Source organism: Collinsella sp. OM07-12 (assembly GCF_003438275.1).
Lineage (GTDB): Bacteria > Actinomycetota > Coriobacteriia > Coriobacteriales > Coriobacteriaceae > Collinsella.
In genome coordinates, this window is record NZ_QSTQ01000003.1 from 68,734 (window position 1) to 83,561 (window position 14,828).

13 protein-coding genes are annotated in these 14,828 nt (G+C 62.1%); 9 read left to right on the plus strand and 4 right to left on the minus strand.

Going from position 1 to position 14,828, the window contains the following annotated elements; genetic code table 11:
• Positions 1-84 precede the first annotated feature (84 nt).
• The 8 genes from trxA to DXB98_RS01745 all read left to right on the plus strand — a co-directional run bounded on the left by trxA (position 85) and on the right by DXB98_RS01745 (position 7,538).
• Positions 85-405, plus strand: coding sequence for a thioredoxin (gene trxA / locus DXB98_RS01710; protein WP_117742919.1), 321 nt, complete (start codon positions 85-87; stop codon positions 403-405).
• A gap of 220 nt (positions 406-625) precedes the next feature.
• Positions 626-874 (plus strand): hypothetical protein, encoded by a 249-nt coding sequence (locus tag DXB98_RS01715; protein ID WP_006235225.1) that lies wholly within the window; start codon positions 626-628, stop codon positions 872-874.
• Between the two features lies 1 nt (position 875).
• Positions 876-1,388: a nickel-responsive transcriptional regulator NikR gene (nikR, locus tag DXB98_RS01720; protein WP_199407093.1), complete on the plus strand. Its 513-nt coding sequence runs from the start codon at positions 876-878 to the stop codon at positions 1,386-1,388.
• A gap of 103 nt (positions 1,389-1,491) precedes the next feature.
• The gene (gene hypF / locus DXB98_RS01725; RefSeq protein ID WP_117742920.1) at positions 1,492-4,176 is read left to right on the plus strand and encodes a carbamoyltransferase HypF; all 2,685 of its coding nucleotides are present in this window, start codon (positions 1,492-1,494) and stop codon (positions 4,174-4,176) included.
• A 131-nt stretch (positions 4,177-4,307) separates the two neighbouring features.
• Complete coding sequence (locus tag DXB98_RS01730; protein WP_117637955.1) at positions 4,308-4,568, plus strand: HypC/HybG/HupF family hydrogenase formation chaperone; 261 nt, start codon at positions 4,308-4,310, stop codon at positions 4,566-4,568.
• Positions 4,568-5,680, plus strand: coding sequence for a hydrogenase formation protein HypD (gene hypD / locus DXB98_RS01735; protein ID WP_117742921.1), 1,113 nt, complete (start codon positions 4,568-4,570; stop codon positions 5,678-5,680). The genes DXB98_RS01730 and hypD overlap by 1 nt, the downstream gene beginning before the upstream one ends.
• A gap of 49 nt (positions 5,681-5,729) precedes the next feature.
• Positions 5,730-6,764, plus strand: a complete 1,035-nt coding sequence (gene hypE, locus DXB98_RS01740) for a hydrogenase expression/formation protein HypE (protein ID WP_117742922.1) — start codon at positions 5,730-5,732, stop codon at positions 6,762-6,764.
• 105 nt (positions 6,765-6,869) lie between these two features.
• Complete coding sequence (locus DXB98_RS01745; protein ID WP_117742923.1) at positions 6,870-7,538, plus strand: HAD family hydrolase; 669 nt, start codon at positions 6,870-6,872, stop codon at positions 7,536-7,538.
• 347 nt (positions 7,539-7,885) lie between these two features.
• Here the strand turns inward: DXB98_RS01745 and DXB98_RS01750 are convergent, their stop codons facing one another.
• The 4 genes from DXB98_RS01750 to DXB98_RS10075 all read right to left on the minus strand — a co-directional run bounded on the left by DXB98_RS01750 (position 7,886) and on the right by DXB98_RS10075 (position 12,078).
• Positions 7,886-8,443 (minus strand): hypothetical protein, encoded by a 558-nt coding sequence (locus tag DXB98_RS01750; protein ID WP_117742924.1) that lies wholly within the window; start codon positions 8,441-8,443, stop codon positions 7,886-7,888.
• Between the two features lie 235 nt (positions 8,444-8,678).
• On the minus strand, positions 8,679-9,215 hold the full coding sequence (locus tag DXB98_RS01755) for a PTS glucose transporter subunit IIA (RefSeq protein ID WP_117735368.1): 537 nt from the start codon (positions 9,213-9,215) through the stop codon (positions 8,679-8,681).
• A gap of 233 nt (positions 9,216-9,448) precedes the next feature.
• The gene (locus tag DXB98_RS01760) at positions 9,449-10,888 is read right to left on the minus strand and encodes a glycoside hydrolase family 1 protein (RefSeq protein ID WP_117742925.1); all 1,440 of its coding nucleotides are present in this window, start codon (positions 10,886-10,888) and stop codon (positions 9,449-9,451) included.
• A gap of 170 nt (positions 10,889-11,058) precedes the next feature.
• On the minus strand, positions 11,059-12,078 hold the full coding sequence (locus tag DXB98_RS10075) for an AraC family transcriptional regulator (RefSeq protein ID WP_158553123.1): 1,020 nt from the start codon (positions 12,076-12,078) through the stop codon (positions 11,059-11,061).
• A 97-nt stretch (positions 12,079-12,175) separates the two neighbouring features.
• On the opposite strand from DXB98_RS10075, the gene DXB98_RS01775 reads away from it, so the two are divergent.
• Positions 12,176-14,767 (plus strand): glycosyl hydrolase, encoded by a 2,592-nt coding sequence (locus DXB98_RS01775; RefSeq protein ID WP_158553124.1) that lies wholly within the window; start codon positions 12,176-12,178, stop codon positions 14,765-14,767.
• The last annotated feature ends 61 nt before the right edge of the window (positions 14,768-14,828 follow it).

The window sequence follows — 14,828 nt, forward strand, 5'->3', positions numbered from 1 at the left end:
GTGGTTGCTTTGCGGGCGGCTGGGTATAAGCACGGTCGTACTGAGTTTTACGCGGCTGAGCCGCGTCACATTATGGAGGTCACCATGGCTGACATTAAGCAGATTACCCCTGAGAATTTCGATTCCGTCGTTAACGACAGCATGCCCGTGCTTGTCGATTTTTGGGCACCGTGGTGCGGTCCCTGCCGCTCACTCTCGCCCATCGTTGACGAGGTTGCCGACGAGCTGGCGGGCAAGCTTGCCGTTGCCAAATGCAACGTCGACGACAACCAGGACCTGGCCATGAAGTATGGCGTCATGAGCATCCCCACGCTGATTGTGTTTAAGAACGGCGAGGAGATTGACCGCTCGGTTGGCGCTCTACCCAAGGCGAGGCTGCAAGCGCTGCTGGAGAAGCACCTGTAATACGCCGGTCATGTGCTGCCGTCCATGAGCGGTTTTGCGCCGCTCACCGGACTTTTGGGTGCACCGCGTGCGACCACGGATAGTATGGTAGCCACAAACAGCCCCCAGTGAACGGGTGCGGGTCGCACAGGCTCGTACCCGTTTTCTTATGCAGCTGCACGCAGAGCGGGCGTAGTAAAATCTGAACCACTGAACTGCCCCATACAAAAGGAGATTTCCCATGCATGATGTTGGAATGAACATGAGCCAGCTTGCCATGAGCGTCAAGCAGGTCGACGACACCATCGAGCTCGCTCACGAGTGGAGCCATCAGCTGCTGCATGCGACCGAGAATTTTGACATGGAGCGCATCGGCGCCAAGCTCGAGGCCGCCATGGCCGCGCTGCACGAGGCGCACGACGCACTCGAGGGCTACGAAGAGGCCATCGAGGCCGACCACAACTCCGTCGGCTCCGTGAAGCTGGTGTAAGGTGGCCGAACACGAGCACGGCTGCGGGTACGAGCACGAGCATCCGCACGGGGCGGACGGTGACGCGGGCTGCCACTGTAGTGGCTCCGGCTCCGAGCTGGTCCGCTTTTCGGTTACCGCACCCGACGACCTGCTGCGCCGTTTTGACGAGCAAATCGCACGCCGCGGCGACGTGGCCAACCGCTCCGAGGCGGTGCGCGACCTGATTCGCGCATCGATCGCCAAGGAGCAGATGCGCACGCCCAATGAGCATGTTATCGGGTCGCTCACCATGATCTACGACCATCACACCGGCGATCTGACGCGCCGTCTGGACGAGGTGCAGCACGACTACACCGACGAGATCGTATCGACCATGCACGTGCATCTGAATCACCACAACTGCTTGGAGATTCTGGCGCTTAAGGGTCGCGGCGAGCGCGTCTACGAGCTGGCCGACCGTCTGCTGGGCCTGCGCGGCGTTAAGCACGGCGAGCTCACGTGTGCCGCAACCAGGCAGAGCCTGGGGCTGTAGCGCACCTACCAAAAAGTGACAGGTTTGTTTTGGCAGATTTAGAAGTTTTACCTACCAAAATAAACCTGTCCCTTTTTGGTAGGTTTTGATGAGGGAAGGTCGCATGCGGCATGTGCATATTCATGTGACGGGCATTGTGCAGGGCGTTGGCATGCGGCCGTTTGTGTATCGCGAGGCCATGGCGCATGGCATTTGCGGATGGGTGCTCAATGCGGGCGACGGCGTGCATATCGAGGCGCACGCTCCGGTCGATGCGCTCGACGGTTTTGTCGGCGCGCTTTCTGAGCATGCGCCCGCGGCGGCCCGCGTGGAACATGTCGAGGTTGCAGATCTAGCGCCCGGCGGCTGGGATGCCGCCAACGAGCAGGGCTTTCGCATTGTGGCATCGCAAGATCAAACCGCTCACACCACGCTCATTTCGCCCGATATCGCCACCTGTGACGATTGCCTGCGTGAGCTGTTCGACCCCGCCGATCGGCGCTATCACTATCCTTTTATCAACTGCACCAACTGCGGGCCGCGCTTTACCATCATCCGCTCGCTGCCCTATGACCGAGCGGCCACGTCGATGGATCACTTTCCTATGTGCCCCACCTGCGCCGCAGAGTATGCTGACCCGCTCGACCGGCGCTTTCATGCGCAGCCCGATGCCTGCTTTGAGTGCGGACCGCACATTACGTGGCGTGAGGCGGATCGCGGCGTGGTGCCAGCGGCCGTCGACGCAACGCCGGCTATCGGCTCCACGCGCGAGGCCAGCGATGCGATCATCGACCGCTGCACCGAGCTGCTGGCCGGCGGCGGCATCGTCGCCATCAAGGGCCTGGGCGGATTCCACTTGGCATGCGACGCCGCCAACGAACAAGCGGTGCGCGAACTGCGCCGTCGCAAACGCCGCAGCAACAAACCACTTGCCGTTATGGTGCGCGGTCTTGCCGACGCCGAGTGTCTGTGTCATATCGATAGTGTTGAGCGCGACCTGCTGGCTGGCAGTGTTCGTCCCATTGTGCTGTTGCACCGCCGTGCAGCCGGCAACGACTCCCATGGCTCGCCCGACGCCATCGAGCTCGCGTCATCTGTCGCGCACGACTTGCCCGAGCTTGGCGTTATGCTCCCCTACACCCCGCTTCAGCATTTGCTGCTCGCCGCAACCGCGTCGCGCGGCATGCGCGCACTTGTCATGACCAGCGGAAACCTGAGCGAAGAGCCCATCGAGACCGACGACGATCTTGCCTGGGAACACCTCGTTGCCGCCGGCATCGCCGACGCGTTGCTCGGCAACGACCGCGCGATCCTCTCGCGCTACGACGACTCCGTGGTGCGCGTGGTCGACGGCGCCATTATGCCCATTCGCCGCGCTCGCGGATATGCACCCCAGCCGCTGCCGTTGCCGGCGCTCGACGGCGCTCCGTCCTGCGTGCTCGCCTGCGGGCCACAACAAAAGGCTACGATTGCGCTTACACGTGAAGGAACGAACGGCGAGGCTACCTGTTTTGTATCGCAGCATATCGGCGATGTTGAAAACGGCAAGACCTTCGATGCCTGGAACGCCGCGCGCACGCGCTTGGAAGATCTCTTTGACTTGGCGCCCGCCGCCTTGGTCTGCGATTTACACCCCAGCTATCTATCGAGCCAGTGGGCGCGCGAGCAGGCACGAAAATGCAATCAGTCGCTCGTCGAGGTGCAGCACCATCATGCGCATATCGCAAGCGTAATGGTCGAGGCTATCGCCGCGGCCCAGCTTACAACCGACGCGCGTGTCCTTGGCATCGCCTTTGACGGCACCGGCGCCGGCACCGATGGGACCATTTGGGGCGGCGAGTTTCTTGTCGCCGACCTTGCTGACTTTGAGCGCGCAGCGCATCTGCGCACTTGGGCCCTACCCGGTGGCGTAGCGTCCGTACGCGACGCTCGACGCAACGCCTTTGCCCTGCTCAGCGAACTTTGCCTACTCGAGCACCCAGGCACCGCTCGGCTTTTGGACAGCCTCGACGAGCAAACGCGCAGCGTGACAGCCACCATGATCGAGCGCGGTATCAACAGCCCGCGTACCAGCAGCATGGGGCGTCTCTTTGATGCCGCGGCAGCGATTCTGGGCATCTGCGACAAGGCAACCTACGAGGGCGAACCCGCCATAGAACTCGAATCCGCCGCCTGGCGCGCGCTTGACGGCGAAATCAGCCGTTTCGCTGGCAATCAGGCGGGCGTATCGGCATCCGTCTCAACGTCGCTGGACAGTTTGTTCAGATACGTATTAACTACTAACCCCCTATCTGGCATTTTTGCCTCAGATTTTGCCAAAAAAGGCTCTCCGGACACCCTATTTGCGACAAGCGCACCCGGCACAGGCCCCAAATCAACCCATTTTGAGTCCTCACAGACGACTTTTGCCACCCAGAGCTGCTCTAAAAAATACGTATCTGAACTAACTGTCCAGGCTGCCTCGGACAGCCCTTTCGTTCTGGACCCCAAGCCACTTTTTGAGGCACTTTTGAGCAGAATCGAGACCGGAGAATCCGCCGACCGGCTCGCGCTCGGGTTCCATATCGCCATCGCGCGCTCTTCGGCACGAATCGCACGCGAAATCTGCGCGCGCGAGGGCATCGATACCGTCGCGCTCTCGGGCGGCGTGTTCATGAACCGACTTTTGCTTCAGCTCCTTACCCACGAACTCAAAGACGTCGGTCTTGCCGTTTTGGTCCCCCACGCTGTACCCGTCAACGACGGCTGCATCGCCTACGGTCAGGCCGCCATCGCTCGCGCTCGCCTCGCGCAGACGGCGTTGCGATAGGCTGTTTTGCCAGCCTGCGCGCCGCCGTCTCACAGGTGTAACGCGTTTGCTCGTGACTCCCGCGAGCGCTACCATCATCTGATGGGTAATTAAGCGCCTATCCAGCGCAAAACGTATAAAAGGGGAACATTATGTGCCTTGCCGTTCCCGGTAAAGTAGTCAAACGCGACGACGACCTCAAGGCCACCGTCGACATGATGGGCATCGAGCGCCCCGTTTCGCTGCGCCTCGTGCCGACGGCACGGGTGGGCGACTATATTCTCGTACACGCCGGCTTTGGCATTCAGATTGTCGATGAGCAGGAAGCCCAAGAGACACTCGAGCTCGTCAATACCATGACCGAGCTGGCCGAAGAGGACCAGCTCGCCACCAACCCGGCCGAGGCATACTAGTGACGGCGGCGCAGCCGGTTCGCTCCGGTATCGACTTTTCGGCATTTCGCGACCCCAAGCTGGCTCGCGAGCTCATCGAGCGCATTCATGAGCTTGTCGGCGACCGCGCCATCAACCTTATGGAAGTCTGCGGCACGCATACCGTGAGCATCGGGCGCTATGGCTTTCGCTCCATTATGCCTGCCGGGCTCAAACTTCTGAGCGGTCCGGGTTGCCCCGTCTGCGTTACCGCCAACCGCAATATCGACCATGCAATCGCGCTCGCCAAGATGGACGGCGCCATCATCACCTCCTTTGGCGACATGATGCGCGTGCCCGGGTCGTCTACCTCGCTCGCCGCGCAAAAGGCGTCGGGGCGCGATATTCGCATTGTGTACTCCCCGCTCGACGCACTCGACATTGCCGAGCAAAATCCCGAACGCCCGGTCATCTTTATGGGTGTCGGCTTTGAGACCACGACGCCCACCATCGCCGCCGCCATTTTGGAGGCAGACGCGCGCGGGCTGCAGAACTTCTCGGTCTACTGCGCCCATAAGACCACGCCGCCGGCGCTGCGCGCCATCGCCAACGATCCCGAGACCACTATCGACGGCTTTATCCTGCCGGGACACGTCGCCACCATCACGGGCCTGGCTCCCTTTGACTTTTTGGTCGACGAGTTTAAGACCCCAGGCGTGGTAACGGGATTTGAGCCGGTCGACATCTTGCAGGGTATTTGCATGCTGGTCCAGATGGTTGTCGAGAGCAGGCCGGCGATCGACAACGCCTACCGCCGCGGTGTCAATGCGAACGGCAACCCCGTGGCGCGCCAACTGGTCGAGCAGGTGTTTGAGCCGTGCGACACCACATGGCGCGGTCTGGGGCCGATTGCCGGCTCGGGTCTTTCCATCCGCCCTGAGTTCTCGCGCTTTGATGCCGGCGCCCGCTTTGACGTGCCCGTTGAGGCGACGGTCGAGCCGCGTGGGTGCCGCTGCGGCGACGTGCTGCGCGGGGCCATTACGCCGAGCAGCTGCCCGCTCTTTGGCCGCACCTGCACGCCCGAGCACCCCGTCGGCCCGTGCATGGTGAGCTCCGAGGGCAGCTGCGCGGCGTACTACCGTTACCGAGTCTAGCCCGAACGCCCTCCGCGCACTGACACCTCCCACGATTGGAGTTTTCGATATGTCCCATAGTGTCACCGATAGCACTGTCCTGCTGGGCCACGGCTCGGGCGGGCAGATGATGAAGCGCATCATCGACGAGGTCTTTCTGGATGCCTTTGGGTCGCCCGAGCTGCTTGAGGGCAACGATGCCGGCGTCGCCGCACTGCCTGTGAGCGGGCGCATCGCCATGTCGACCGACAGCTTTGTGGTCTCGCCACAGTTCTTCCCCGGTGGCAACATCGGCCGACTCGCCGTGTGCGGAACCGTCAACGATGTCGCGACCTCGGGCGCCAACGTGCGCTACCTATCGTGCGGCTTTATCCTCGAAGAGGGCTATCCCATGGAGAAGCTCCGCCAGATCGTGCAGACCATGGCCGAGACCGCGCGCGAGGCGGGCGTGGCGATCATCACCGGCGACACCAAGGTGGTCGAGTGTGGCGGAGCCGACGGCGTCTACATCAATACCGCCGGCGTGGGCGAGGTGCCCGCGGGCGTGGCGCTCTCTGGCGCAAACTGTCAGCCCGGCGACGTTGTCCTGGTATCGGGTACACTGGGCGACCACGGCATCGCCATCATGAGCCAGCGCGAGGGTCTGGCGTTTTCGAGCACCATCGAAAGCGACGCCGCGCCGCTCAACCACCTGATTGCCGACGTACTGGCCGCAGCACCCGACACGCGCTGCTTCCGCGACCCCACGCGCGGCGGCCTGGCATCCACGCTCAACGAGTTTGCCCAGGCCAGCGGCGTTGCCATGGAGGTCGACGAGGATGCCGTGCCCGTGCGCCCCGACGTGCAGGCAGCCTGCGAGATGCTCGGCTACGATGTGCTGCAAGTGGCAAACGAGGGCAAGATGGTTGCCGTTGTGCCGGCCGAGCAAGCCGATGCCGCGCTGGCCGCCATGCGTGCTGCCCGCTACGGCGAGAACGCCGCCATCATCGGTCGCGTGCTGCCGCTTGCCGAGGCCGCCCGTCCCGCCGTGCGCGTACGCACCGGCTGGGGCTCGACCCGTATCCTCGACATGCTCGTAGGAGAGCAGCTGCCGAGGATTTGCTAACGACAAAGGCTCAGGGCTATTAAAGATATTCAGATTCCAAACATGCCCGGCACGCATGCCCAGTATCATGGGGTGCGTTTTACAACTCAAGCGGCAGGAGCACCCATGGCAGCAGCTTTTACCCATGTGATCTTTGATCTGGACGGCACCATCCTCAACACGCTCGAGGACCTGGCAGCCGCCGGTAACCATACCTGTGAGATGCACGGCTGGCCCACGTTTGCCGTTGACGAATACCGCTATAAGGTGGGAAACGGCATGCTCAAGCTGGTTGAGCGCTTTATGCCCGCCGAGTATGCGGGCGACGGGCGTATGTTTGAGCAGACGCTTGCCGAGTTTAGGGCTTATTACGGCGAGCACAAGGAGGACCACACCGCGCCCTATGCCGGTACGATCGAAATGCTCGACCGCCTGAGCACCGCGGGCGTCACGCTCGCCGTGCTCACCAACAAGGACCACATCTCGGCGGCTCCGCTTATCGAGAAGTACTTTGGTTCTGAGCGCTTTGCGCTGGTGCAGGGCCGTGTTGATTCGTTTCCGCCCAAGCCCGAAGCACCCGTCACACTGCATGTGATGGAAGAGCTGGGCGCCAATCCGGCGACCACGCTCTATGTGGGCGATTCCAATGTCGATGTTTTAACCGGCCACAACGCCGGTCTTAAGAGTGCGGGCGTCAGCTGGGGCTTCCGCGGCCGCGCAGAGCTGGAAGCCGCCGGCGCCGACTACGTGGTGGACACCCAAGACGAGCTCACGGCGCTGATCCTGGGCGAGTAACGAAGTCGCCACCTAACGCGGCCGTAGCGACTCTGCCACGCGGAAAGCGCGCCCCACTATTCGGCCAAAACCGGGTCGCATTTTCCCGAGCCCTCGATGCAACGCTGACGCAAGGAGTGTCCCCGGCTGCCGACAGAAAAGGAACGTCCCCAACTGCCACCTTCGACAGCGATGGCAACGCCGTTGTTTTGGCGTGGACAGCGAAAGCCCGCCAGAGCGAGCAAGGTGCCTTGAAACAAGGCGGCATTGACCTTCTGGTCATGCCGCCGAAGTTGAAAGGCAGATTGCCGCTCTGGCGGGCTTGCAGCGTCGAGCAGTTGCGGCGTTTGGTAAAACGCCGCAACGAACTAGTTCATCATTGCATTCATCATCTCGGTGGTTGCGGAATCGTCGGCAGACCACTCGTTATCCTCGTTGGCGGAATACTTAAAGGTGACCTTGGTGTCCTTGGGCTTGGCGGCCTTGGTCACATCGACCATAACCTGACCGGCCATCTTGTACAGCTCGTCATCGGAAGGAACCGTGTCAAGCGCAGCGACCTTCTCCTGATACTGGCTGGAGAAGTCCTCGACGATCTTGTTCATGGACTTGCAGGTGATGGAGACCTCGGCGGTCGCGACACCCTTGTCCTCATCGACCGTTACGTCGCCGATCTCGTAGTCAAAGCCCTCGAGATAGGTCTTGGCATACTCCTTGGGATCGATACCCAGCTGCTCGAACTCGTCGCCCGAAGCCTCTTCCAGGCCGGCGAGGAAGTCGTCGCCACCGTTCTTGACCTCGTCAAACTGCGTCGTAAGATCCTCGGTAATGAGCTCCTCAACCGAAGGACCTCCGCAGCCGGAAAGCACAACCACGCACGCGACCAGAGCAGCCATCAGGGGCGCAAGCAGCAGCTTCTTCTTCATGACATTCCTCCCAACAAGCGGCACCGCGCTTCCCAACACGGTGCACGTCGTAACAATAAGGCCATACTAGCCGCTAACGAACACCCCCGGCAAAGCAAAAGCGCAGTCGGCTCGATTTAACGTCCGAACGGTTTACCGGTCCGCCCAACGTGCAATAAAACGTTCCGCCGCATTGTAATAAAAAAGGGCGGCCGGATAACCCGGCCACCCTTGCACATCCTTATGTTGCCGCAGTTTACTTGCGGACGACCTTGACGATGGCATCGCCGGCGGCGACAGCAGAGTCAGCCTCGACGGCGAGCTCGACGTCGGCGAACTCGGCGGTGTTGGACACAGCCACGACGACGCAGTCCTTGTAGCCGGCAGCGGCGATCTTGGCGCGGTCGATCTTGAGCATGGGCTGGCCAGCCTTAACGACGTCGTCGGCCTTGACGAAGCCCTCGAAGCCGTCGCCGTTCATGTTGACGGTATCGACGCCAACGTGCACCAGAACCTCGATGCCGTTATCAGACTGCAGACCCACGGCGTGACCCATGGTGACGGTCACCTTGCCGTCGCAGGGAGCGTAGACCAGGTCGTCCTCAGGCCACACAGCGCAGCCCTTGCCCAGAACCTCGCCACCAAAGACGGGATCGGGCACGTCGGCCATCTTGATGACCTTGCCCTTGACGGGCGAGCACAGCACGTCGGCGCCAGCAGAAGCAGAGATGGAGGCAGGAGCAGCGGCAGCCGCGGGCTCAGCCTTCTTCTTGAACATGTCAAACAGACCCATACGTTTTCTCCTCTTGATTAAGCGCAACGTTTTGCGCATGCCTACGGTGATTATAGTGCCAAATGGCCAAAATGCTAAGGCGAGGGCTCGAATCGCAAGCCCTTCCCAAGACCTTTGCCCCGACGGCGCTCAGATTGCCGATTAGCCCTCGATAAGCCCCAGATGCACAAAAGCGTATCAGATGGCCGCGCAGCGTCGACCGGTCCGGCGTTCGTTAGAACGCCGGACCATAGCTACTCCAGGCCCTCGGTGCCGTTGGACTTGATGATCTTCTGGTAGGCGAAGAAGCTGTCCTTGCGGCGACGCTCGTAGGTACCGGTGCCGTCGTCGTACTTATCGACGTGAATGAAGCCGTAACGCTTGCGCATCTCGCCGGTGCCGGCAGAAACCAGGTCGATGGGGCCCCACCAGGTGTAGCCGATCAGGTCGACGCCGTCCTCGATGGCCTCGCCCATGGCCTTGACATGGCTCTGAAGGTAGGCGATGCGGTACGGGTCGTGGATCGAGCCGTCCTGATCGACCTCGTCGTAGGCGCCCATGCCGTTCTCGACCACCATCAGCGGAATCTCGTAGCGGGCGTAAATCTCGTTAAGGGCGATGCGCAGGCCCAGCGGATCGATCTGCCAGCCCCAGTCGGTGGACTCCAGATAGGGGTTCTTGCCGCCAAAGGTCATGTTGCCCTCGGTCATTTCGTGATCCTTGTGGGTGCTCACGGTGCCGGACATGTAGTAGCTAAAGGTGTAGAAATCGACCTTGCCGTCGGCGATATCCTGCAGGTCGCCGTCCTCCATCACGAGCTCGACGTCGTTCTCGGCCCAGAAGCGCTTGGCATAGAACGGGTACTTGCCGCGCACCTGCACGTCGGAGCAGTACCAGTTCATGGAATTCATCTGCTGCTGCGTGGCGAACACGTCGGCCGGATCGCACGTGGCGGCGTAGGACAGGGTAAAGCCGTCCATATTGCCCATCTTGAACTGCGGATAGTGCTCGTGGGCGTAGCGCACAACACGGCCGCTGGCGACAAACTGATGATGCAGGGCCTGGTAGCGCTGCTGAGCGGTGGTCTTGATGGCACTTGCCGGACCCTCGAAGCCCTGGATCAGACCGGTCTCCATCATGGCGCCTATGTCCATGGTGCCGCAGTTGATCTCGTTGAAGGTGAGCCAGAACTTGACCTTGTCCTGATAGCGGTCGAAGACGGTCTGGCAGTACTTCTCAAAGAAGCCGATGAGCTCGCGGCTCGCCCAGCCGTTGTATTTCTCGACCAGGTGATAGGGCATCTCGTAGTGGCTAAGCGTAACGAGCGGCTCGATGTTGTGCGCACGCAGGCAATCGAAGACGCGATCGTAGAAGGCGAGACCGGCCTCGTTGGGCTCGGCATCGTCACCGTTGGGGAAGATGCGGCTCCAAGAGATGGACATGCGGAACATGGTAAAGCCCATCTCGGCGAACAGCGCGATGTCCTGCTCATAGTGATGGTAGAAGTCGATACCGTCATGGTTGGGGTAGAAGCGGTCGGGATCGATGTCGATCGTAATCTGACGCGGCTCCTTGTAGCTGCCGCCCAAGAAATGGTCGTCGACGGAAGCGCCGCGGCCGTCAACGTTCCAAGCGCCCTCAAACTGATTGGCGGCCGTGGCGCCGCCCCAGAAAAATCCCTTGGGGAATCCCATAGGTGCCTCCTCGCTCATGCGTGTTGCTGATGAGATGAGTATGCCGCCGAGCCGCTCCGGGCCAAGGCGAAGGCGCCGATTTGGACACTTCTTTTCGCGGGGGCGCACCGCAGCGCCGCTCCAGCTGAAACTTTTTGACACCGAGAGAGCAAAGGCGATTCGCCCCGCGCCTACCGGCGGTATGCCGCGGGGGTGCAGCCGTACTTGTCGCGAAATTTACGGTAGAAGAAGCTCATGTTTTCATAGCCCACCGCATGCGCGGCCGCCTCGGCCGTGGCGCCACCGCGCAAGAGCTCCGCCGCGCACACCAGACGTCGCTCCTGCACAAGCTGCCGAAAGGTCTTGCCCACATGGCGCTTGAGCAGGGCCGTCGCATAATTTGGACTCAAGCTAAACGCTGCCGCCATCCCCTCGAGGGAGCACGCGGCAAACTCGCGATCGATATAGCCGAGCATTCCTGTCACCAGGGCAGTGGGCCCTGCCGCACCGTCCGCCACGCCGCGCACCAGCTCGCGCTCGTAACAATCCATGAGCTCGGCCAAAAACAGCTGAAACAGACGCAGGACGATTTCGGGGCTGTTGGGGCTCGGGTCGTACAGCTCGCAGAGCATCTCCTGCATGTAGCGCCACACGCGCCGGCTCTCGCCGCAACGAAAGCGCACGTGCCCGCGATGGTCGGTCTCGCTGTTGAGCGCGTTGAACAAAAACCTCGAGACCGCGCTCTCGCGCGAGAGGCTCGACTCCAGGCTCCGGCGCAAAAATGCACGTGAAACGGTCATGCTCAGCATGATGTCGTCCTCGCCGAGCGCCGCCACCGCGTGCGGGCAGGCGGCGTCGAGCAGCAGCACCTCGTTGCGCTCGAGCACGAGCTCCTCCCCCGCCACCGTCTGTGGGCAGTGCCCGCGATACACATAGCTGATCTCGACGTAGTCGTGCACATGCTCGGGCACCGCGCTAAAGCGCGAGTTTCTCCTGATCATCAGGCCAGCCGGCATTCCGGCCTGAGCATATTCCGCCCCAATCTGCCCAATCTTTCGCACCGACCGTCCATCGACTTCAACGCGCTCGGTCATGGTCGACCAGTCGAAGGGAGCCTCGTCCCTATAGCGCCTCTCGCTGGCGCTCAGCTCGCTCAGCAGACGCTCGAGCTCCAAGATTTCCATGGCCACGCCAATCGTTGATTCGGTCATATTCTGTCGTGATTTGGATATTAGCACGCCGCCGCCCGCACGCCACAATGGTGCCATGCAACATACGGTGTTCCACATCGACCCGCAAGGAGGATCCATGTCCGCGTACTACCAGCAGGTGCTCAAGGGTGCCTACGACAACCACGTGCTTCCGTTTTTGTGGATGAAGGGCGAGGACCATAAGACCATTGCCGAGTATCTGGAGAAGATCGCCGGCGCCGATATCCACGAAGTCTGCCTCGAGAGCCGCCCGCACCCCGATTTTTGCGGCGAAGGCTGGTGGCGCGACCTGCGCTTTGTGATTGACACGTGCAAGCAGCTGGACCTCAAGATCTGGATCCTGGACGATGCGCACTTCCCCACCGGATACGCCAACGGCGCCGTCAAGGAAGCCGCACCCGAGCTCCACAAAATCGTGCTCACACACCGCACGCTCGACATCGTGGGTCCCACGCCGCAGGCGAGCATCGCGCTCACCAACATGTTTGACAAAACGGAGCGCTTCTATGGCGTGACGTTTATGCAGGAAGGGCACGCCGTCGAGGTCGAGCACCGCATAATCGAAGATGCAGACGGCAAGCCCTGCCGCCTGGTCTTTGATGCACCGGCCGGCATCACGCAGGCGTGCGTGATGTTCACGAGCGGCAAGACCTCCTACAACGAGGACTACATCAACATGGTCGACCGCGCCTCGGTGGCGCAGCTCATCGATGCCGTCTACGAGCCGCATTTTGAGCATCTGGGCGATGAGTTTGGCAAGACCATCCTGGGCTTTTTCTCGGACGAGCCGGGGTTTGCCAACGAGAAGGGCACCACGGGCCCGGATGGCATCTCGGACACGCTCATCGGCAAGGCCACCGCGCCCCTACCTTGGTCGGCCGAGCTCGAGCGTCGCCTGCGCGCGGCGCTGGGCGAGCGCTATCTGGACGAGCTCCCGCACCTGTGGGATCGCGAGCCGGCCGGCGCGCACGCGCGTCACGTGTACATGGACATCGCGAGCACCCTCTATAAGGAGTGCTTCTGCGACCAGCTCGGAGACTGGTGCCGCGCGCGCGGCGTGCAGTACATCGGCCACGTTATCGAGGACAAGGACTGCCACGCGCGCCTGGGCGTGGGCGCCGGGCACTACTTCCGCGCCGTGGGCGGTCAGGACATGGCGGGCGTCGACATCGTGATCAACCAGCTGGTACCCGGCATGGACCGTGGCCTTCACAGCTACGGCCGCGGCGTGTGGGACCTGGAGTTCTACAACTACGTGCTGCCCAAGCTGGGCTCCTCGGCGGCGCACCTCGACCCCAAAAAGCAGGGGCGCTGCATGGCCGAGGTCTTTGGCGCCTTTGGCTGGCACGAGGGCCTGCGCGAGATGAAGTGGATCGCCGATCATTTTTTGGTGCGCGGCGTCAACTGGTTTGTGCCGCACGCCTTTAGCATGGCCGCCTTCCCCGACTGGGACTGCCCGCCGCACTTCTACGCGCATGGCCAGAACCCCCAGTTTGCGCACTTCGGCAAGCTCATGAGCTATATGAACCGCACCTCGAGCCTGCTTTCGGGCGGGCGCGCAACGACTCCGGTGGCGCTTCTCTACCATGCCGATGCCGAGTGGGCAGGCGAGGCGGACTTTATGCAGCATGCCGCCGCCGAGCTTATGCGCGCGCAGATCGACTTTGACATTGTGCCGGCAGAGGCATTTGAGGATACCGAGCGCTATACCGTGGAGGTTGCCACAGACGGTAGCGGCTTTAGCGTGAACGGTCAGGCGTACCGCTGTCTGGTCATGCCCAGAGCCGAATATGCCGGCGGGGCAGTGCTCGACTTTGCCGTGCGTGCCGCGGCCGCAGGCGTTGCCGTGTATGCGCTGAATGAGTTGCCGAGCAAGCGCTACGACGGCGATATTGCAGGCCGTGAGGGCTTTGCCCCCGTGGAGGCCCGCGAGCTTGCAGGCGTTTGCGTTGTTGCTACCTCCGAGCTTGCGAGCGCGCTCGCCACAGCCGGCATGAAGACCGTGGCGAGCGCCGAGCCGCAGCCGTGGCTGCGCGCCCTGCGCTACGATCGCGCGGGCGAGACCTATCTGATGCTCGTCAACGAGCACCCCAAGCAGGGCATCTCCACTCAGGTTGCGTTTGCCGACGGCACGTCCGTTGCAGGCGTGCGCCTCGATCTGCTCAACGGCAGCGCACCCGTCGCCTTTGATGGCGCGCTCGAGCTTGCGCCCTACGAGAGCTGCATCGTGGTGCTCGGGGCCGCAGGTTCTGCTAGCGCGGCGACTGCTAAAGACGAAGCCGCGTGCATCGACGGCCCTTGGACGGTCGCCTTCTCCGCCCCCGGCGCCGATGCCTTTGACGAGCCTATTGAGCTTGCGGGCCTGCACGACCTTTCCTTTGTCGAGTTCCCCGACAAGGCGGGCACCTTCCGCTACCGGGCGAACTTCGACGTTACCGAGGACCTCGACCGCGCCGTGCTCGACCTGGGCGAGGTCTTTGAGACCGCAACCGTCACCCTCGACGGCAAATCCCTCGGCACCCGCATCTGCCCGCCCTACCGCTTTGAGCTCGACAGCCTTGCCGCCGGAGAGCACGCGCTCACGGTCGACGTCATCAACACCCTCGACCACGCCATCCCCGACATGTTCGCCCTCACCGAACCCTCCGAGCCCAGCGGCACGCTCGGCCCCGTCCGCGTGCTCGGCTAACAATCTCGCGCAACAACGCCCGGCTTGCTCTAGGCGTTTTATTTACCGCTATGATTGATAC

Bases quoted from the DNA above. Each gene is read 5' to 3' on its own strand.
- trxA (WP_117742919.1), top strand. From the start codon at position 85: ATGGCTGACATTAAGCAGATTACCCCTGAGAATTTCGATTCCGTCGTT.
- DXB98_RS01715 (WP_006235225.1), top strand. From the start codon at position 626: ATGCATGATGTTGGAATGAACATGAGCCAGCTTGCCATGAGCGTCAAG.
- hypF (WP_117742920.1), top strand. From the start codon at position 1,492: ATGCGGCATGTGCATATTCATGTGACGGGCATTGTGCAGGGCGTTGGC.
- DXB98_RS01730 (WP_117637955.1), top strand. From the start codon at position 4,308: ATGTGCCTTGCCGTTCCCGGTAAAGTAGTCAAACGCGACGACGACCTC.
- hypE (WP_117742922.1), top strand. From the start codon at position 5,730: ATGTCCCATAGTGTCACCGATAGCACTGTCCTGCTGGGCCACGGCTCG.
- DXB98_RS01745 (WP_117742923.1), top strand. From the start codon at position 6,870: ATGGCAGCAGCTTTTACCCATGTGATCTTTGATCTGGACGGCACCATC.
- DXB98_RS01750 (WP_117742924.1), bottom strand. From the start codon at position 8,443: ATGAAGAAGAAGCTGCTGCTTGCGCCCCTGATGGCTGCTCTGGTCGCG.
- DXB98_RS01755 (WP_117735368.1), bottom strand. From the start codon at position 9,215: ATGGGTCTGTTTGACATGTTCAAGAAGAAGGCTGAGCCCGCGGCTGCC.
- DXB98_RS01760 (WP_117742925.1), bottom strand. From the start codon at position 10,888: ATGGGATTCCCCAAGGGATTTTTCTGGGGCGGCGCCACGGCCGCCAAT.
- DXB98_RS10075 (WP_158553123.1), bottom strand. From the start codon at position 12,078: ATGACCGAATCAACGATTGGCGTGGCCATGGAAATCTTGGAGCTCGAG.
- DXB98_RS01775 (WP_158553124.1), top strand. From the start codon at position 12,176: ATGTCCGCGTACTACCAGCAGGTGCTCAAGGGTGCCTACGACAACCAC.